At 33.5% G+C, this 20,917-nt stretch carries 22 protein-coding genes; 2 read left to right on the forward strand and 20 right to left on the reverse strand.

The annotated features are described in order from the left end of the window. Positions 1-199 precede the first annotated feature (199 nt). A complete protein-coding gene (locus ACQRD1_RS13370; protein ID WP_427787780.1) occupies positions 200-1,210 on the forward strand; it encodes a serine/threonine protein kinase in 1,011 nt (336 codons plus the stop codon). Positions 1,211-1,212: 2 nt separating this feature from the next. Then, complete coding sequence (locus tag ACQRD1_RS13375; RefSeq protein WP_427787781.1) at positions 1,213-2,406, forward strand: hypothetical protein; 1,194 nt, start codon at positions 1,213-1,215, stop codon at positions 2,404-2,406. 10 nt (positions 2,407-2,416) lie between these two features. Here the strand turns inward: ACQRD1_RS13375 and ACQRD1_RS13380 are convergent, their stop codons facing one another. The 20 genes from ACQRD1_RS13380 to ACQRD1_RS13475 all read right to left on the reverse strand — a co-directional run bounded on the left by ACQRD1_RS13380 (position 2,417) and on the right by ACQRD1_RS13475 (position 20,917). After that, a complete protein-coding gene (locus ACQRD1_RS13380) occupies positions 2,417-3,082 on the reverse strand; it encodes a hypothetical protein (protein WP_427787782.1) in 666 nt (221 codons plus the stop codon). 24 nt (positions 3,083-3,106) lie between these two features. Further along, positions 3,107-4,030: an acyltransferase family protein gene (locus tag ACQRD1_RS13385; RefSeq protein ID WP_427787784.1), complete on the reverse strand. Its 924-nt coding sequence runs from the start codon at positions 4,028-4,030 to the stop codon at positions 3,107-3,109. 196 nt (positions 4,031-4,226) lie between these two features. After that, positions 4,227-5,492: a polysaccharide ABC transporter ATP-binding protein gene (locus ACQRD1_RS13390; protein ID WP_427787786.1), complete on the reverse strand. Its 1,266-nt coding sequence runs from the start codon at positions 5,490-5,492 to the stop codon at positions 4,227-4,229. A 20-nt stretch (positions 5,493-5,512) separates the two neighbouring features. Then, on the reverse strand, positions 5,513-6,352 hold the full coding sequence (locus ACQRD1_RS13395; RefSeq protein ID WP_427787787.1) for an ABC transporter permease: 840 nt from the start codon (positions 6,350-6,352) through the stop codon (positions 5,513-5,515). Positions 6,353-6,388: 36 nt separating this feature from the next. Continuing rightward, on the reverse strand, positions 6,389-7,321 hold the full coding sequence (locus tag ACQRD1_RS13400) for a glycosyltransferase family 2 protein (protein ID WP_427787789.1): 933 nt from the start codon (positions 7,319-7,321) through the stop codon (positions 6,389-6,391). A gap of 29 nt (positions 7,322-7,350) precedes the next feature. Beyond that, complete coding sequence (locus ACQRD1_RS13405) at positions 7,351-8,319, reverse strand: glycosyltransferase family 2 protein (RefSeq protein ID WP_427787791.1); 969 nt, start codon at positions 8,317-8,319, stop codon at positions 7,351-7,353. 33 nt (positions 8,320-8,352) lie between these two features. After that, the gene (locus ACQRD1_RS13410) at positions 8,353-9,336 is read right to left on the reverse strand and encodes a glycosyltransferase family 2 protein (protein WP_427787793.1); all 984 of its coding nucleotides are present in this window, start codon (positions 9,334-9,336) and stop codon (positions 8,353-8,355) included. A 19-nt stretch (positions 9,337-9,355) separates the two neighbouring features. Then, on the reverse strand, positions 9,356-10,015 hold the full coding sequence (locus tag ACQRD1_RS13415; protein WP_427787794.1) for an acyltransferase: 660 nt from the start codon (positions 10,013-10,015) through the stop codon (positions 9,356-9,358). Between the two features lie 29 nt (positions 10,016-10,044). Then, complete coding sequence (locus ACQRD1_RS13420) at positions 10,045-10,425, reverse strand: hypothetical protein (RefSeq protein ID WP_427787796.1); 381 nt, start codon at positions 10,423-10,425, stop codon at positions 10,045-10,047. 26 nt (positions 10,426-10,451) lie between these two features. Beyond that, positions 10,452-11,003, reverse strand: coding sequence for a glycosyltransferase family 2 protein (locus ACQRD1_RS13425; protein ID WP_427787797.1), 552 nt, complete (start codon positions 11,001-11,003; stop codon positions 10,452-10,454). A gap of 7 nt (positions 11,004-11,010) precedes the next feature. Beyond that, the gene (locus ACQRD1_RS13430; protein ID WP_427787799.1) at positions 11,011-11,946 is read right to left on the reverse strand and encodes a hypothetical protein; all 936 of its coding nucleotides are present in this window, start codon (positions 11,944-11,946) and stop codon (positions 11,011-11,013) included. A gap of 31 nt (positions 11,947-11,977) precedes the next feature. Continuing rightward, positions 11,978-12,901 carry a glycosyltransferase gene (locus ACQRD1_RS13435; RefSeq protein ID WP_427787801.1) on the reverse strand — a complete coding sequence of 308 codons (924 nt, stop codon included), beginning with the start codon at positions 12,899-12,901 and terminating at the stop codon, positions 11,978-11,980. A gap of 2 nt (positions 12,902-12,903) precedes the next feature. Continuing rightward, positions 12,904-13,860: a glycosyltransferase family 2 protein gene (locus ACQRD1_RS13440; RefSeq protein ID WP_427787803.1), complete on the reverse strand. Its 957-nt coding sequence runs from the start codon at positions 13,858-13,860 to the stop codon at positions 12,904-12,906. Between the two features lie 21 nt (positions 13,861-13,881). Then, positions 13,882-14,904 (reverse strand): hypothetical protein, encoded by a 1,023-nt coding sequence (locus ACQRD1_RS13445; RefSeq protein ID WP_427787805.1) that lies wholly within the window; start codon positions 14,902-14,904, stop codon positions 13,882-13,884. Positions 14,905-14,913: 9 nt separating this feature from the next. Further along, on the reverse strand, positions 14,914-16,083 hold the full coding sequence (locus ACQRD1_RS13450) for a polysaccharide pyruvyl transferase family protein (RefSeq protein WP_427787807.1): 1,170 nt from the start codon (positions 16,081-16,083) through the stop codon (positions 14,914-14,916). Then, positions 16,076-17,086, reverse strand: coding sequence for a glycosyltransferase family 2 protein (locus tag ACQRD1_RS13455; protein ID WP_427787809.1), 1,011 nt, complete (start codon positions 17,084-17,086; stop codon positions 16,076-16,078). Before ACQRD1_RS13455 ends, ACQRD1_RS13450 begins: the two co-directional genes overlap by 8 nt. A gap of 19 nt (positions 17,087-17,105) precedes the next feature. Next, entirely contained in the window at positions 17,106-18,101 is a 996-nt protein-coding gene (locus ACQRD1_RS13460) for a glycosyltransferase family 2 protein (protein ID WP_427787811.1), read from the reverse strand. After that, positions 18,092-18,814: a glycosyltransferase family 32 protein gene (locus ACQRD1_RS13465; protein ID WP_427787813.1), complete on the reverse strand. Its 723-nt coding sequence runs from the start codon at positions 18,812-18,814 to the stop codon at positions 18,092-18,094. Before ACQRD1_RS13465 ends, ACQRD1_RS13460 begins: the two co-directional genes overlap by 10 nt. Continuing rightward, positions 18,801-20,015: a glycosyltransferase gene (locus tag ACQRD1_RS13470; protein WP_427787815.1), complete on the reverse strand. Its 1,215-nt coding sequence runs from the start codon at positions 20,013-20,015 to the stop codon at positions 18,801-18,803. The genes ACQRD1_RS13465 and ACQRD1_RS13470 overlap by 14 nt, the downstream gene beginning before the upstream one ends. A gap of 2 nt (positions 20,016-20,017) precedes the next feature. Next, the gene (locus tag ACQRD1_RS13475; protein WP_427787817.1) at positions 20,018-20,917 is read right to left on the reverse strand and encodes a glycosyltransferase family 2 protein; all 900 of its coding nucleotides are present in this window, start codon (positions 20,915-20,917) and stop codon (positions 20,018-20,020) included.

A 20,917-nucleotide genomic window follows, 5' to 3' on the forward strand; every position in this document is an offset into this window, starting at 1 on the left:
TGGCAGAGGAATCCTATGAATAGATTGTAGCATATTACTTTAAGAAATACTATATCTTCCAACACCAACTTTCTTCTTACTTTTACATATTGCATTCTTATAAACCAACATGTTATCATAATTATAACAATTCTTACGGTTTCTTAATTCTCTGTGTTGAAATTATATCATTGCGTTTATTTTGCAAAGGATGTGACGTATGACACAAATCAAAGAAATTCAACATCTATTACAATCCCAAGATCTATGGGAAACTCATTTTAGCATTAGGCCCAATCCTAATCAACGCGGACAGTCAACTAGTTATTTCATCTATGACGAAACCGGCACTCCTATATATATTGCCAAATTTTTTGATTTTTTCAAGAACATCTCTATTCCTCCCAGTATCGATATTCATTCTTGTCAACAACCAGAAGATGTCATTGATCAACTCGCTGATGCAGATGACTTTATGGACGATATCGGCAGTGTCTCAGACATGTTTTATTATCAGAAACGTTCTTTTACACGATATGTACAAGTTTGTTTGGAAGAGGATATTGGATTCCCCAGAATATTCGCGGTAAAGGAGAATCTTTTAATTCACTCACACTTTTATGGCCTACTAATAGAAGAGGCGATAAACGGAATCACGCTTGAAGACTATTTGAAATCATCCATTTCCAATGACGATAGAACCACTTTTGCGATAGATTTCTTATTCAAAATGTCCAACATCATAGAGAAGTTTGTAAAAAATGGGATTGTACACCGCGACCTTTCTCCCGACAACATTATGATAAGCAATCATCAATTTGTTGTGATCGATCCAGGAGTGGTGAAAATTATCAGCAGAAACACCACAGAACTTGGATATGTCATGGGAAAGCGTGCATACGCCTCTCCTGAACAGTATTGGGGACATGCTGTATATGCAGACTTTACCAGTGATCTGTACTCACTTGGATTAATCGCTTTTGAGATCGTGTCTGGAATAAATCCACTGGCATATTATATTGCCAAGAATCCAGCTCACCCGCATGAAGATATCATACACAAATTCGACCGAGAATTAGAGGACATCTTTTTCAAGCACATTGATGAATCAGAGACCAATCAACAATTATTTATTATCATTCGGAAATTATTACAGCCAGATAAAGCTTATCGTTTTAGTGATGTCTCCAGTTTTCAAGAGGCAATGAACGTATTAAAGGAGGGAATATAACCATGACAAAATTATTGGCTCAACACGGCACCGCAAAAGGGAAGAAGATGGATAACGCCATCACCAATCAATACTTATCCGGTGTAATATTCTCTCCAAGAGAAGAAAATCTTGAATCCATTAAAAAATATTATAACAACAGCTCTTTCCTATCACCTGAAACTACATTTCTTGATCCTCAACTATATTATTCCACTTTTGAGGGTAAGATATTTAAGCATCTAGAAGAAGGCATCTGCTACCCAAAGAATATCACACGGCGTGACTGGAGAAAGCAGACCCCTGAGCTAATGAATTACCTGGATATGCATGCTGAGAACTCTGCACTTCTTTCAGATTCTCTGATCACTCCGGGATTCTTTATTCAAAATCTGGATTGGCACTTTGACTATTCTATTGACATATATGAATATTGCTATGAAACTTACGCCTTTGAAAAATATTATTTGACCTTACTAATTTCCAATAATTTTTTTCATAGCAAATCAGATGTTGATGAGATGATTGAAGATCTTATCGATAATATCGACCATAAAGAGGGAATATATTTCTCAATTTGTCATGAAAAAACAGAAGAAAAAGACTATGAATATATGGATGCCCAGAACCTGGCAAATATTCTATATTTTATCTATTCGCTTAAAAATGCTGGTTTTGATATTATGGTTGGATATACCTTTTTAAATTCCATATTATTCGCCATGCTTGACTGTGAGTATGTGGCAAGCGGCTGGTTCAATAATATCCGAAAATTCAGCAGAGACCGTTTTGAGGAAATCGAAAGCACAGGACGAAGGAAGAAACGATACGCCAGTCTTCCACTTCTCACTTATATTACTTTCGATAACCTTAATATAATTAGCGAAACGATTGATATCGAAGAATTACTTTCAGATTGTGACATTGACGAATACATGGTTGAAGACCAAGATACTATATCTTTCGTAGATCTCGAACAGCAATACTGGCAATCTCTTTCCATCTTCATCGACAAGGTAAATCTCTGCCATAGCTTACCACAAAAAATATCATTTGTATTATCCGAGATCGCTTATGCCAAAGAATTGTACAATGAGATTCTCGATTCACTATCTGATGACCGAGAGACTTATAATCGGATCAAAGCAGGATCCAAACATCTAGACTCCTGGATCATGGCCATTGAGACCTTCAAAAAACGAATCTCCTTAATCTAAGAAGAAGCCGCTACGATGCGGCTTCTTCTTTATAAGCTTCACTTGAAATCACAAGATTCATCAGACGAATATATGGCTTCATAGATTCATTCTTTCGTGGTCTGATATACACCTTTACCTTCTCCTGTGAGACTCCAATCAATCCCAGATTAAAGGAAACTAACGTCTCACCATGCTTCTTTGCAATGTTCTCAGCAACATCCATCGGAAAAACCATATAACTATAATCTACATACTCTTTATTCATTCTCGCCTGGTACAGCGCTTTGCTATAGTCTGTCAATTTTGCTTCGTATCCTGTAATAATAACCTTCGGAAATACAAAATTAACATTCCTACGATAATTATTACCCTCCCGAATGACCAGCCTCTCCCTTATCATCTCCGACATTGCTTTATGAAAAGTAGATTCACTCACACCCAGACCGACAAATAACTTCTCCTTTGACAGCAATCTCTTATTCTTAAGACGCATAAATATCTTAGCACAAGACGGTTTACTAAGAACTTGACACTGTTCCTTCGAAAATGGCAATGCGGTGTTACTTATCTCAACTAAATCAATATTACCCCAGCGGATCTTCATCTCATCAATCAGTAAGGTGCTCCTTCTAGATGCGTGTATTTTCCGAAATGTATCCACAAGGTCCTTTTCATAGCGGAATATCTTATTCATGGGAACACCTCCTTCTATGTGTCCTTAGTTACCTCTACTATAAATCATTCTTCTCTCTATTAATCCTAATAGTCCAGTAATACTTTTTATAATATATGACATCCCTACACATATAGCAAACATGAAAATGTAAATAAGCGGTGGATATACCATACGATATACTAAATTGTTAAAAATATACGCATAAAAGAACATATGTATTAGCCAGATATTCAAAGAATGCTCTCCCATAAACACGAAAAACCGGGATATCTTTCCATTCAATGTATCTAATCCAACCGCTGCACAACCTACCGTAACCATCGCAAATATTGGTGCTAGAATTAACGATTCTTCTATTGCGTGGACAGCGATGCAGCCTACGAGAATTATAACACCCCCTACTCTCCTTTGTGTGACTGTACATTTTTCCGCTAAACTGCGCAAAATAGTAATAACCTTGAGTCGGTAACACAACATTCCTATAATATATGGCAACAGAGAAGTTCCGAATAATGCAACCTTTGAAATCATCCATATACCCACAGCATTATTGCATGTAATATTTAATTTCTCAAATCGAATCATATATGCTACTAAATAGAAAAAACCTGCACCAAAAATAATTAACAATGGATTCCATTTCTTACATATATGATACAATACTCCTGATAAAGCAGTCATCATCAAATATATGAGCATGAACCACCACGCTCCATTATAAGATGTATCAATCAAGAAAAAGTTCTTTAAAAATCGAGCCAAACTTCCCGGAATATTTCCAGAAGAATCAAATATTGCCCCTATGCAGGAAAATAATATTACGATTATCCAATAATTCATCATCAATTTTTTTAATCTTTTCCCTGTAGATTTCCAATATTCCTGCCTAGACTTACCTTCTTGTGTCAGATAACTCGCATAACCTGCACAAAAGCAATATAATGCTACACACCGATTCCCCCCCATAAAGCCAGGTAATATACCAGCGGTATGCCTTTAATCATCATACTTGTATGATATGGTAAACTCTCTTTTCTGCAGAATAAGTGAAGCATTACCATAAATAAAATAGCTATTCCTTGAATTGCTTTAAAATCGGCTTTTGTAAAATCCCCCTAGTATTTTCTTTTGATTATTATTTTTCATCGATTTCTATTCTCTATTATTCCCACTTTGCATCTGGAAATCGAACATATCCCCAATGTCTATCATCCCACTTTATTTGCTGCTCATTAATTAATTCTTTTGTAAATGCTAACCCCGGAACACAATCAACATTCATATTGTTTCCATATTCATCCCGATAATAAAACGTTATAAATGAATTATAATTTCCCGGAACAATACCTGGCAAATCAAATTCTAATTCTATCTCTGCTTTCTCTCCTGCTGTTCCTGAATAGAACTCTTCAGCTAATGCTGTTCCCACAGAGCCCCCTTCCTCCGTAAGGATCTCCCATCGCATACATAGATTGGATATATCTTTCTTATTTTTCCATGTGAATTTCAAATGGAATTTTTCCTGGTCAATGAATGTATTACTTTCCTTTTCTACAAAACAGGCCGTTTCAATCCTCATGTCATTTGCTCTAAGCCAATCTGGGCGCTTATATTCTGTATAATCGCGGTATACTTCGGAATCAATTCCATTATCTAAATATATCTTAATTGCTTCTGAGGTATCGCCATCATAGATCACTTCACCTTTTTGAAGCACAAGACACCGATTACACAACTGGCTTATGGTAGCCATATTATGACTAACATATAGAATCGTACGTCCCTCTTCCTCTGCCAGAGATGTCATTTTTTTCAGGCATTTCTGCTGAAACTTCATATCTCCAACTGCCAGGACTTCATCCATAATCAGTATTTCCGAATCCAGGTGTGCCGCAACTGCAAACGCTAATTTTACATACATTCCTGAAGAATATCTTTTTACGGGAGTATCGATAAACTGACGACATTCTGAAAACTCAATGATGTCTTCCATCTTCCGGTCAACTTCTTCCTTGCTCATTCCCAAAATCGCACCATTCAGGTAAATATTCTCACGCCCTGTCAATTCTGGATGAAAGCCTGTCCCAACTTCGAGCATACTGCTGATTCTCCCATTAATATACACCGTTCCTTCAGTTGGTGCAGTAACACGGGAAAGAATCTTCAGCGTTGTAGATTTTCCGGCCCCATTTCCACCAATAATTCCGAGACGGTCTCCCTTTTTCACAGTAAAGTTAATGCCATTCAGAGCCATAAATGTTCCCTTTTTTGTGTCTATGTTGGTTCCTATCTTTGTATTCGGATCTTCTTTTCCTCTTATACGAGCCCACCAACTCTGCAAATCGCCCTGAAGGGTTCCGCCACCAATAACTCCAAGACGATATCTTTTCTTCACATTTTCTACCTTTAACACAAGTTCGTTACTCATCTTTTTATCCGTCCTTATTATTAAACCGTATCCATAAATGTCTTTTCAACTTTATTAAAAATCACAATTCCGACAAATAATATCACTAATGTCACAATAGCACTAATCCCTAGATATTTTACTGAAAATGTGCCATGACCTGTATATGCATACCGAAAAGCTTCCACTATCGGAACAACCGGATTCAACATAAGCAGATGCGCCCATTTTTCTGGCAAAGATGACACCGGAAAGATAATCGCACTTCCATACATCCAAAGCTGCACCCCAAATGTAACTAATACCGCAAGATCTCTATATTTTGTCGTTAATGCTGAAATGATAATTCCACATCCCATACCGAGAAGCGCTAATTCTATCACAAGAAGTGGGGTAATCAAAACCAAAAGACCGGGATGTATCATTCCATTTACCGTGTAATAAATATCTGTAACCAAAAAAATGGCAAATTGCACTCCGAATGATATCAGGCCCGATATAACAATTGATATTGGTGTTACTAACCTCGGGAAATATACTTTGCCAAACACCGCAGCATTTGCAGTAAATGTAGTAGAAGTCTTGGTAAGACAGCTGGAAAAATACAGCCACATCGTATTACCTGCCATATAAAATAAAAACTGCGGCATACCATCTGTTGAAATATCCGCAATATTTCCAAAGACAAGCACCTGCATTAATGTCGTCAATATAGGATTAATGACAATCCAAAGTGGTCCTAAAATTGTCTGCTTGTACATCGTCTTAAAATCACGCTTTACAAACATAACAATTAAGTCCCGATATTGCCATAATTCTCTTAATTTAAGATCAAATAATCTATTCTTGGGCCGAATCACTGTTGTCCATGTCTGTTCCATCTAATCCTTTATCTCCTTTTCTCCAAGTAATATCTTTTACATTTTATGCAATATACAATTTGCAAATCCAATTATTCTGTATTTCCATGTAAAAGTCCCAAAATTACTGCGATAATATTTTCTGTAAATTTTACACCATTCTTTTTTCTCTATATTATTGGCTTCCATATACTTATGATGTAGTCTCCATTCTAACAAATCTTTTTGTTGCTGATATAAAGCCAAGTAGTTATGTTCTCTTAAGAAATCCATTCTTAAAAGATACGCAGTATATAAATCATCAATCTTATTAAAACCATATACTCCCATAATGCTATTTGACGACTGTCGATAACAATATAATTTATAATCTAATTTTGCAATACGCCCAGCTTTTTCAAGCAATAGATGCATAACATAAGTATCCTCATATATTCGCCCTACTGGGAACCGAATTTCTTCAAATAAATTCCGATCATATATTTTTGCCCACGTCGTTACCCATCTTCCCGGCTGCTTTATTAATAGTTCCTCTAATGCATCTTCTACAGACAACACTTCAACATTAAAATTTCTATCATTCTCAAAATTAACATATGTATCAAATTCCTGGTAGTCACCAACAACCATTTTAGTTCCTTTATACTTGGCTGTTCGATATAATACTTCGATAGCATCATCACGTAAAACATCATCACTATCTAGAAAAACTAACCAATTACCATGTGAACTGCATATTCCAACGTTTCTCGTGTCTGATATACCCGTATTTTTTTTATTTATAACTTTTATCCGATTATCTTTTCCAGCATATTCATTACATATTTGCTCCGAATAATCTGTTGATCCATCATTAACTAATATAATTTCAAGCTTATCATAAGTCTGAGTACATACAGAATCTAAACATTCTTCTAAAAAATTTTCTGTATTATATACTGGGATGATAACAGATACTAACTCTTTTAATGATTGATTAAATAAATTCAACTTCAACCTCTCTTCATATATTCAAAATTTTACTTTGTTGATATTAAAAATAGCCAAAATAAGAATGGTGATTTTGCTTTCATCAGTTTACGAAATTTTTCACTTTCATCTTCAAAAACGCTGTCTGAATTATTCAACATATTTCTAAAGTATTCTTTTTTAAACAACTTTTTTATAGTACTATATGAATATCTATTAGAATCATTAATCATTTGAAAAATAATTCCTTTATACAATTCTGACATTCGTTTTACCATCACCTTTTTAATACCATCTCCTAATATCTGAAATAATCTATTCTCAATGAAAGCATTTGCTTTTTCGATATTCTCAATTAATTCGACATTAATTGGTCTAGAACTCAAAGTGTTTTCGCCATACCGCACATACTGATAATCACAATTATCTATCAGTTTTACATTCTTACAATGCTGTATATACTCAACCACAAAAACAGTATCTTCAATTACTTTTAAATCTTCATTAAACCTAATATTATTTTTCACAATAATATCTCTAGTAAACCGTTTTGCATAACAACAATTTAATATATTTTTTTTAAATAAATCTTCAATTGTATTCGCATTAATAACATTATTTCCAGAAGATTTATTATATTCTAAAATTTCCCCATCTGCATCTCTAACCGTTCGCCCTGTAATTACTAAATCACATTCCGAATTACATATTCTTTCTAAATATTCCTTCTCTATATAATCATCACCATCAATAAAAATTATGTATTTACCACTTGCTATCTTTAATCCCGAATTTCTAGCATTTGAAACTCCACTGTTTTTTTGATGTATCACTTTTACTCTAGAATCTTTTTTTTGATAAGCATCACATATTTTTCCACTTCCATCTAGAGATCCATCATTAATTAAAATCAACTCAAACCCATCTAGTGTTTGATTTAATATTGATTCAATACATCTACTTATAACCGTTTCAATATTATAAACAGGAATTATAATACTAAATTTTTTTTCATTCATCTTTTTCTCTTATATTGTTTCACATTGAAATTATTAGTTTCTACTTGATTTATAAAAATTCTTATATTTATACTTTAACAACAAAAGAACAATTAAACGATATTTGTATAAAAAACGCATTTCAATAGAAAATGTATCCGGGAAAAACCTTAAACAAATTTGAAAAAATTCATCCGTAACAATTTTTTTAATAGATTTATATTTTAAATAAAAACTTTCTTTTCCATTAGATAATGAGCTAATTTCTTTCTCGCTAAAATACAACATTTGTAATGCATAAATCGCTTGTACACTTTCATGTCCATCAAATTGTTCATAGGAAATTTTTCTCCATCTTGTCCGCTCAATAAAAGAGGTTTTTTCTGCTACTGATGACAATGTTGTAGATTCATATTGACAATGATAATATCCTGACCATTCAATATTTATAACAGTTTGTGTGTGAAGTATATAATCATTATTGAAAATAATATCTTCACTAAATTTCATATCACTTCTAAACCTTATATGGTATTTATCTATAATACTTTTTTTATATCTTTTCCCCCACACAAATACAGAGCTTTTTTTATCAAGAAACTTTCGAATTCCTTCGTCAGAATCTATTGTCCATCTTTCATTTTTATCTAAAATTACTTTCGTTACTTTATCTTTTAAATAATCACTAAACCCTACCAATACTAAGTCAACATCAAATTGATCTAACTTATATAATAAATCACTTTCCACAAAATCATCACTGTCAATAAATACTATATATTTTCCTCTTGCTTTATCTAGTCCTATATTTCTCGCTATTGATACACCTTGATTTTCTTGATGTATAGTTATTATTCTAGAATCTTTTTTCTGATACTTCTCACATATAGTCCAGCTTCTATCAGAAGAACCATCGTCAATCAATAGAAGTTCAAAATCACCACATGATTGTTTTAAAACAGACTCAATACATCTACCTATATTTTTTTCTACATTATATACTGGTATAATCACACTATACAGCGGTTTTGATTCCATTCCTTACTCCTTTTTCTATTTACTCATCTCTCGGATTTTTTCTATTCCAATTACCATAATTTTCTTTTTTCAACATTTTATACTCTGTGCCTAATTTTACATGTTTCCCTGTATTTTTATTTACTGTTGTATTAGCTCCAACTATACTCCCTTCCCCAATTGTCACACCTTTTAAAACGAGCACATTTGTTGCAATCCAAACATGATCTTCGATTACCACGGGAGCAGGCAAATTGGTAACTTTTCCTTCTTCATCCAATATCTGATGATAATCACTGTCATAAATCACAACATTTCGTCCAATCATAACATCTTGTCCTAATTCAATTTTTTCAGCAACGATTATTGTACTATTACTATTCATAGTAAAATATTGGCTACTTAAAACTGCATTTCTGAGAATTTCTATTGTTGACCCATAAGAAATTTCACACCCTTCTTGGATTTTCCAAACTGCATTTTCTCTAAGTCTAATATAAGTCTCCGCCTTTGAATTTCTTAACTTATTAGCTCCTATTTCAACACTTCCATTTTCTATATAAATCCTAGAGTTTTTTTCTAAATCAAGTATCACGTTTTTATAAGGAATTATTTTTCCATTATTTTTCCGCACTATATTCTTGCAGAAATAATTAAAATACAAATATTTTATAACATTGATTTCTTTCCACTTCATCATAATTTATACCTCTATTATTGTTTAAGTATTCACAACTTAAATCTTCTATATTTAATAATAATCCCCCATATTATATTTTTTTGAAAGCATTTTCTTAACATTCTCCCCACATGTGTTTTGTTTTCTCTCAAACATAATTTAAATATAGAATTATTTACAATATCATATATCATCTTTTTAATGTCGCACATCCTCATGTTAGAATTACATATGCTATTTATTTTTAGCTCCATCGTCCACCAAAATGTATCTAATAAATAATCTTGCACCTCTTTATTTTTGTCAAAAATATTAAGTAATTCTTTTATTAGTTCTGCATACTTATTTATCCATTCTTGTTCTCCCACTTTGCTCAATGATTTTTTATCATTTTCACACCAATTATATGTAACTTTATCTATAAATTCCAAGTTCTTTATCTCTTTTATATAATTTGTTATAAAAAGTAAATCTTCCCCATAATTGAAGCATTCATTAAAAAAAATCCCATTTTTTTTATAATATTTCTACAAAATCTTTTATTCCAGACATGGGCAACATAACTCTCTTTCAATACTCTTATAATTTCTCTTTGATTTGTCAAATTTATCCTTTGATTTTTTCTTATATATTCATCTTTTACTTTACCATTTAAATCATATCTTCTAAACCCTACAATTAATAAATCCGCATCTCTATTTCCGTATATTTCAAGGAATTTTGAATCCACAAAATCATCACTACCTACAAAAACGATCCACTTTCCTTTTGCTTCTTCCAATCCCCTATTTCTTGCTGCCGACACTCCTTTATTAGACTGATGAAAAACTTTTATTCTATTATCTTTCTTCATATAGTCATCACAAATAACACCACTCGCATCTGTAGAACCATCATCTACTAAAATTAGTTCCAAATCATCTATTGTTTGATTTAAAATAGACTCAATGCAATATTTTAATGTTTTTTCAGAATTATAGACTGGAACAATAACTGAATAAGCACTCATCGTCTTCTCACTTTCTAAAATGATTTTTTAGAGTATCATATATTTGTTTTATACATTTGGGAGATATTATATAAATTGTATTTTTGATTTTGCTACTGTCTCCAAAATAATCTCTCCATAAATAATAAAAATACTTTATATTCAAACCAAAACTTTCCCACAGACTGTTTTCCCCTTTATATATTGTATATATTTTTTCTTTCTGATACAAATATAACGCTTTCTCCGTATTATAATTTCCGAAATGTAATATTGTTGCATGATAGCTTTTATTATCCATTTCATAAACTAATTTTCTTTTCACAATATTAGCATTTACCTTTTTTACAATCGGATAAAAACATATATCATTTATATTAGGAATAAGTTCTACATTTTTTATCGCACATGCTAACGCAATAATAGGTTCATCTGCAGGTTCCTTAAACATCTTAAATGTATAATTCGAATAATTCGCCTTTAATTCCATACACAATTCCCAAAACTCTTCGCAAAATCTACTCTTACGAACATAATATAGCCCGCCATGTAATCTCGTAATGTAGTTGATTTCGTCTTTATATTTTCCCGCCCCCTCATAATCAAAAAAACCATCTTTTGAAGATAATGGTAATTTTTCACCTAGACAAGAAAAATCTGATCCATTGTCAAAATATTTCCAAAGATAATCTATATTTGAAAATACTAGCGAATCTGCATCTATAAAAATATTTTCATCGTATGGACACCGAATTAACAAATCTAGTTTATCTAAATAAGATTTGTGCGGTTCCTCCAAAATCACAACATCATCAAATTCATTTGTACACAAATTCTGTTTATCTGTAATTATTGCCATCTTCATTTCAGGATTGGAAATCCTCACCGAATATAACAAATTTAGTGCCATTTTATAATATCTTTCATTTCCCGTTGCAATTGTAATAATTCCTTTTGTTAACATTTTTATTTCTCTTTTATACTAATCTTAATTTCTATTTTATCCAATAATATTCTAACATTTTAGACCACTGTATATCGTTTTGTCCATCTTCTGCATTTATATACCACAAACTTCCTTCAGCCGTTCCATATATTATAACAGGAAATGCACGCCATGGAAATTTAGCAGTTATCTTTGTTCGGTTCCTCTTAGCCATAAAAGTTAACCACAAGTCATCTGCATGAGGACATATTTTTTTAATTAATTCTTTATTAAAAACCTCTTCATCCAAAGAATGTGGTGGATAAAGAGAGCCACTTCCTGTAAAAATCTGAATTTCATCCGAATGTTCAAATTTTTCATCCAGTTTAGGATTTCTCCACATAGAAGGTTTTGATTCAAATGATGGCTTTATAGCCTGTGCAGTCATAGTACAAATATCATATGGATATTTTTTATGCATCTGCATTAATTTTTTTATTGTATCTCGTGGATAGAACATATCATCATCCACAAGAATAATAATATCTTCAGGATATTCTTGCATCACATAATAATACTTTTTATGACTTCGCAAATCATCACAAAATCGAATCGTTAATCCACATTTTTGAAGTTCTATCAATTCCCGAGGCAAAACATCTATACTTTTGAACTGTTCTTGTGCCAGCCAAAGGATTATCTCATCTGGTTTCACACTCTGCCTCAATAATGTTTCTATTGTAAGCCAAACGGTTCCAATCCGTTTTGGATAAGAAGTCAGAGAAACAATAATATTCTCTTTTCTTTTTGTCTGATTAATTCCGTTCCTCCTTATCGGATGCTTCATATACCAGTCTCGCACTATGATATTGTAAAACCACTCTATCCGATCAATTATTTTTTGTGTTATTTGCAACGGTTTTTTAGCATTTTCTCTTCTTTTTTTTTGCTTTCTTTTTAAATAAAAATATAGATTATAAATAAATGTATACATGTTTATCCCTCAATACGGAACATTTTACGGATGATTTTATTTGCATATTTTATGTACAATGCAATATGCCGCATTGTGACTCCTCTTACTTTTATTAATTCATAAAAAGAATTTTTTATCAATTTAGGTTTCTTTGTATCTATTGCATTACCAAATCGCAATTTGGCATAGTATTTCTTTATATTAAGAATATATGGGAAAATTTTGTTATCAGAAATTTTATTCAATGTAGCCACTAAAATATTCTCATAATCATACAACTGCTTAATAAGCTTTTCACTTGTATTTTTACTATGCGAATGACTGTTATTTCGTACATAATATTTGTAAACAGACTCTTCTACATATCCCGGTTCTCCATAGTACCAACTGAAAGGAAGAAGTATTTGTGCATTCTGACCACCTTCTCCGGTATATATTTCACGATTAGGAATTATAGAATCAAAAACCGAAGCCTTTACCAAATGGCCAGGGAAAAATATATCTTTCACAAAGAGAATATCTTCAAAATAATCATACCTTCCACTTTTCTTTCTTTTTTCATAAACAGCAACTATTTTATCTGGCTCTTCCTCTTTTACTTCAATTGCTTTTCCATAGCAGTAAACATATTGAGGATTATTTTGAAGAAATTGTACTTTCTTTTCAATAAATTCAGGCATAATCTCATCATCTGAATCCGGCCAAGTCAAATACTCTCCTGTAAACAACTTAAGTCCCCGATTCAATGCTGCTGCCTGTCCTGCATTCTCCTGATATTGATAAATAAATCGTATTCCTCTCTTCTCAAGTTTTTGCCGATAGGAATTCACAACCTCCTCTGTTTTATCTGTTGAACCATCATTTATCAGGATCAGCTCTAAATTAGGATATGTTTGATTTAAAATCGACTCTATAAAACGTCCCACATATAATTCACCATTATAACAAGGCGTTACAATGCTAACAAGAGGCTCCATATTGCACTTCTCCTTGTTTCCTCATAGTTGATTTAATATGCCTTTTAAGAAATCGCCACATACTAACTTTGCTCGAATTTTAATAGCATTCTGTTTCATATCTGCATACATTTGCTCTGTAATAGTATCAAGAACAGTACTAAGATCATCTATCCGCTCCACCGTAATACCTACATTATATTTCTCAACAAATTCAGCAACTGCAGCTTTTTCCCAGACAATTACAGGTATTCCTGCCACCAGATAAAGTGATAACTTGTGTGGATTATTAATCCGTGTATATTCTCCCAATGGACCTGCTCCATCTACGATGCTATTGCCATCCCATACCAATCCAAAACCTGCACTTATCTTCTCTGGGATAATCTCAGGTTTAAAACTACCACAATATTTTGCATTTTTATTACTCCATTTATCATCCCAGCCAGATCCATAGAATTTGAATTCTATTTGAGAATTACTCTTAATCAATTCTGGAAGGAACTCTGATTTTCCAAGATTTCCGGCAAATGCGATACTTTTCTTTTCACAATGCTTTTGATTCAATGGACCGGAACATAAATAATCAAACATTTCCAGACAATATATTTGAGGAACATTCACACCCAATGCTTTCACTTTCTGTGCCATAAAGCGATTATGGACAATCAACACAGATGCAATATTTAACAACGAAATCTCCTTTTTTAATTTTTCTTCGTTTGGAATGCGCAAACAATGTAAATCGTGAATTAATAAAACTAATTTATTATGTTTCGCAATTTCTCTAAAATATTTTTCCTGGAAATCAAAAGCCAACATAGGATATTGAATAAACACTGTTTGCTTTTTTATTTTTCGTATACGTAAAAATAACCCCATCAAATCAAATCGATTTTTTACATTAGAATAAATATACTCTTCTTTTTCATCACAACGTAATTCAAACGTATTAGCATTAATAGGTTTTGCACCCATTTGTCCAAGAATCTCTTCTACATCATTACGAGCTTTCGTTCCTGCATGATTTCCTCTATAACTATATTCAGAAAAATAATATAACATCCTCTTTCCCTATTGCAAAAGATTCTTCACATTATTCAATGCATCCTTTGCCCTTTCCATATATCCTGGCAGAACCCCTTTTATTTCATTGCGTATACTATTTTCATTTCTGATAATCCACTGTAATGCCTCTGCCAAATCTTCCTTCTCCTGTAGTTTCTGCACTGGAATCACATAATTTTCATCTGTTCCAAATAAATCTGTTGCTATCCCTCGCGACTTTATTGAATAGCCCAGCACTAATGTTGGCACATTCGAGGAATATGCTGCAATCGTTGCATGTGTTCTTGCACCTACAAAGAATCGGCATCTTGAGATATACCCTTTTAGCTGCATACAATTACAATCTTCAATAAGTACTACTCTTCCTGTATCTGCAAACTCCTCATATAATTTACGCAACACAGTCCGATCATCATTACTTTCCCACACAACATGCGGAATCAGCGCTGCTGCGCAGTCCGTATGTTCCAGAATCCACTGAATCATATATACAAAATTCGCATATACAATTCCGTCTTTTCCTTCCTTTCGGATTACCAATGGGCTTACGTTCAATCCGATAGTATTATATTCCTTAAATCCTTCCGGTAACGGACATTCTTCAGCCGGAAGAAGGAAAGCAGAATCTGGTGCATATCCAATATTCGTAAGTCCGGCATCCTTTAATAATTGATATGTAAGAGATTCTCTTGCAGAGATATAATCATACCGTTTCATATCTTCCACAAAATCAGGATCATTAAATAACTCTTCTTCTAAAGAGCAACCTAATAAAACCGATTTGCAGCCTCTTTTACAGATAAGCTCATGCAGTTTGATAAACTTCGGATAATATTCATAACAATAATTATCTCCGCCAATTGATATCTCTATATCTCCTGGATTAAGAGCCTTTATACTTTTAAGATAAGGCAGAACATCCATTGGAAAGTAGTCTCCCGTTCTTTTTAGATGGAGATATGCTTTCAGAAAATCAATACTAAGTTTTGAATATGCAGTTATTGCAGGTTCAATGTCTGCCACTTTCTGAATATCATAATGTATATCCTGTTGTGGTGATTCCGACAACAATCTAATCTTTCCCTCAGTCCCAAGTAACATGCATACAGTACGAACCAATGCTTCGCACCCATGATTACCACTTCCACCATGATTATAGAGGAATATTCTACCCATTTTTTATCCTCCTATAAAGAGCTCTTATTACTCTCCTGCCATTTAACAATAGTAAAACTGCAAGATAATTTTTCTTTTTCACTGCTTGAAGCAGATTTTTTTCAAATTTATGGAAACACTCTGGATGAATACAATCGAAAATTTCATCACTATTGATCATGTTCTGATAAATCACTTTTATATCCTGATTATCTTCTTTTCCATGAAATAAAGCAAAGAAAACATATTCCGATACTTTTTTATCTAATATTCTTTCATACTTTACATACTCTCCACTTTTTACAAACCATTTTCGAATCTCTAACTGAACAAGTAACTGAGCAAAGTAATCAATCTTATCCTTATTTAAGTAGTTGCAATCCGTCTGCAAATAATAAAAACTATTTATTTCTGCAAAATACGCTTTTCTTACTTCCGGATATATCTGTGCATAGAAATCCAAATCTTCCGCCAGAGTAATTCCCACTGGGAATTTTGCTTTTGATTTATCCAAAGTACGTCTGCGAATCAATTTATTTGAAATATATCCAAAATATCCATTCTCATATTGCTGTTCTATAAACAACTGACACAGATTATTCTGAGTACAAAGACCTTGTAATGAAGCAACAATCTCTTTTTTACATCTTCCATCTTCGTCAACCATCTGGAAGTTCGTAAAAAGAATATCTACGTCATATTTTTCAGCCAACTCAACACCTTTTACCAAATAATCCTCATCAATCCTGTCATCGCCATCCAGGAATTGTATCCATTCTCCTTGTGCATAACTTAAGCCAATATTTCTCGCATGTGAAACTCCTCCATTAGAGATATCAAGCACATGAATGCGATGATCCTTTATTTCATAACTTTTCGCTATCATCAAACTATCATCCGTTGAACCATCATTCACAACAATTACTTCATAGTCCTTATATTTTTGCTGCAAAACGGAATCCAGCGTTGATGAAATATATTTACTTTTATTATATAGCGGAATAATGATTGATACTTTTGGCATAATTGCTTCCTTACATAGACTACTTTTTCAATAAATATAATAGGCCTGCCTGCTTCCATTTCATTAGATAAAGCTGCACTTTCAATTTAAGAGGCACATTCGGAATGGAAAAGTCAGAGAATGCATCTCTCAGTTGCATTGATTGTAATATTTTCTTAATTCCATCCTTTGCTTCATTAGAAGGCAGACCTAGTTCTTGTCCAATACAGTTACATGCATAATAAACCATATGTAATTTTAATTGTCTGTCAAAATCATAGTCCTCAACCTGATCAAAAAATTGGTGCAAATGTTCATTCATCGTACAATAAACTTGCCACGCACCTCTTCGATATGTTGTCGTAATCGTACCTGGATTTTGATAATAGTGATATAATCCCTGCCCTTTCATGTAATAAAAGCTGTCCGCATAATATCCCACAAAAGAGCTGAATATATTATCCTCAGACCATCTTACTTCTTCATCAAAATGTAATTGATACTTATCTAAAAACTCTTTTCTATATAGACAATGCCATACAGAAAGCAACGGTCCATAATCAAGATTTTCTCCCATAATTAATTGGGGATAGATTTCTTTTCTGATCTTCTCTTTATCATATCGACCAGACGCAATTTCCAGTGTTTTCAAATATACTTTACCGGATTCTAATACTCTCATGTAATCAGACATAACAAAATCAACGTTTTCATGTTTTGCAATTGTATACATCTTCTCATACATATCCAGCTCAACGTCATCATCTGAATCCACAAATCCAACATACTCCCCGGTGGCAATTTGTAATCCAGCATTACGTGCACTACTCAAACCACCATTGCTTTTATGTACCACTTTTATTCGCTTATCTGCTGCTTGCATTTTATCACAGATAATACCACTATTATCTGGGCTTCCATCATCTACTAAGATGATTTCAATATCCTGTAACGTTTGTTTTAAAAGACTCTCTACACAACGTTCTATATATTTTTCAACCTTATATACTGGAACAATTACACTAACTAACGGCATCCTATTTTCCTCAATTGATTCATTCTTTCTTTTCCTAATAATGGTCCAATAATATGCTTAATCCCTTTTTTTACTCTCGTAGTCCAAGACATCCATGACACAAAAAAGAGGTGTTCGCATATTGTATTTTCTGTATTGTGATGAATACAATTTCCATAATCATAAGGAGAAAAGTACTCTTGCGGATAGATTGTAATACCCTCTTCCAGTTCTTGTAACTGATCGTTTCGCTGAAGCCCTATATCCATAAGCATATTTGTCAGCTTACTGACATTAGTTCCCGGGATAATCCTTCCTTCTTTATCATAAAACGACAGGTTAGAATAAAGCGAAAGAAACTGTTCCATCAGTGGATGCTGTGCCTCACAAGCCATAAAACTTGTTGCCACATATAGTTCTTCCTCAAATCCAAAGACACACCTGTGACTTAAAATAGAATCAAAGTTCTTATATACCATCACATCCGCATCTAGATAAATCCCTCCATATTCATAGAGCGCTTTTACTCTTGCAACGTCACTCACAAAAGCATACTTGTGAGCCTTATATGCATCTGCTGTATACTGCAATGCTTCAACATCATAATTACTGGTATTCCATTCTCTAATCTCATAATCCGGCAAACACTTCTTCCAGCTTTCAATACATTTTAATACTTTTTTGGGTTTTTCGCCTCCAAACCAGCAATAATGTATGATTTTAGGTATCATCATTCTCTCCCATCAAATTGTATAGTTTCTGCATTTCCATACTGTTTGAATAATCTTCGTGATATGTATTCTCTATTAATGTTTCTTTCAATGCACTGTTCTTTAATATCGAAGCAATTGCTTTCGCGCAGTTTTCATTATCCTGTGGCACTATTAATCCATCATAACCATCTATAAGCTGGCTTTTAGCAGTCGGATAATTTGCAATAATTACAGGTTTATGCAATGCCTGTGCCTCACGAACAGTAACAGCCTTTCCTTCGAATCTGGATGGCTGAATATACCAGTCACACATTGCAACATATGGATACGGATTTTCCTTCTTTCCCAGAAGAATTACGTTCTCTTCCATATGACTTTCCAGAATTTTCTGTTGGATGAGTTTCTCATCTGCGCCAAATCCAATAATATACCAGATAACATCTATTCCTTTTTCAAGAATTCTCCTACAGATATCTGGAATATTATCAAAGTTTTTAGCAGTACAGAATCGGCCAATCGAAAGTAATATAATCTTACCATTATACTGTAATCTCTCTGACACCGGCATCTTAACCTGACTTTGGAGAAAATCTATTGACAAAATATTTTCCATTCGTATCATCTTTTTTCTCAATTCAGGGAAACATTGAACAAATGATTCTTCACATGCTTCTGAGATTGCAACTATATGGTCATAGCGATTCCACATTTTCATCTCAGATTTGACATCAATTTGTACAAAAGAATAATCTGTATGAATCCACGCTATCTTTTTTCTTGCCTTTACTTTCTCTGCCACAAAATAATGCGGCGTCAAAAAACTAATTGCTAAATCATACGTTACATCTGGAGTAATCTCTGGCATTAACCACTTTGTAAACTTGTGACTATATTCTATCGCCACTTCACTGCTGGTACCATAATGATGGATTGAATCATATATTTTCGCCGACAATTTTCCAATTATTCTCGAAAATGCAAGTAAATAATGCCCTTCTCTCGCTACTCCAGAAATTGGGCGAGCCAATGTCGCATACTGATCAATCGTTGGCAACAAATAAACCTCCTTCGGAATCAACGGAAGTAGTTCCCCCTCTTGCCTAAAAAGGAACAATGACACTTCATATTTGCTATAATCAAATCCGTTGAGCAGACCCAATAACGCACGCTCTGCCCCGCCAATTGCCATAAAATGAGTAACTATCAACACTTTCTTTTTCATAATTATCTACTTCTCACATCTTGTTCCCTTGCTTTTTTTCGAACTAACAAAGTCAATATCCACCCTGCCGGAGTACACAAAACTGTAAGTATCTTTCGTGGAGACTCCTGTATATATCGCTTATTCTTCGCAATCTGACTGCTGGAACAATAATGGATACAATCCTGAATCAGCCTTTTCTGACTAATCGGATATTGCATTGCAGTCTTTCTCAGAAAAGCAAATCCTTTTGGATTATTCAAATACTGCTTCCACATAGTTCCAGTTGAGCCATCTGCCTGATACTCGACTTCACATACAACATCATTCAAAACATACAGTTTATATTTCTGATCAATCAGCGTATATTTATAGATCAAGCCGACATATTTTTCTTCTGGGAATACTGGATAGGGAGGCACGCTATTAATAACATCTGTACGGTAAATTAGTTTCTTATCACCAACTCCTCCGGCAGCATGGTAACCACCCAAAGTTGTTTCGCACATGCCTTCTGGGAATCCTGTTCCAATAATATTCCCTACAAAATCAGAATCTAACGCAATGATACCCGCATACCCTTTATCTCGAATTATCTTCCATGTTGATTTGATCTTTCCCACTGCACCGGGTGCCATCCTGTCATCCGAATCAATACATACATTTAACTCTGTGTGGATATTCTCATATGCTGTATTGTGTGCTGTATGCATACCACCATTTTCCTTGTATATATATTGAATATCGAATCCATTCTCTTTACTCTGCCAACTCTTTACCAATTCTTTTGTATTATCACTAGAACCGTCATCAATAATCAACCAGATAAAGTCCTTACAATCTTGTGTGCGTAGACTTTCATAGGTGCGCGGCAAAGTATGTGCCCGATTATACGCAGGTGTAAATACCGTCAATAATGCCAT

The sequence above is a fragment of the Bariatricus sp. SGI.019 genome, assembly GCF_050315235.1.
GTDB lineage: Bacteria > Bacillota > Clostridia > Lachnospirales > Lachnospiraceae > JAFBIX01.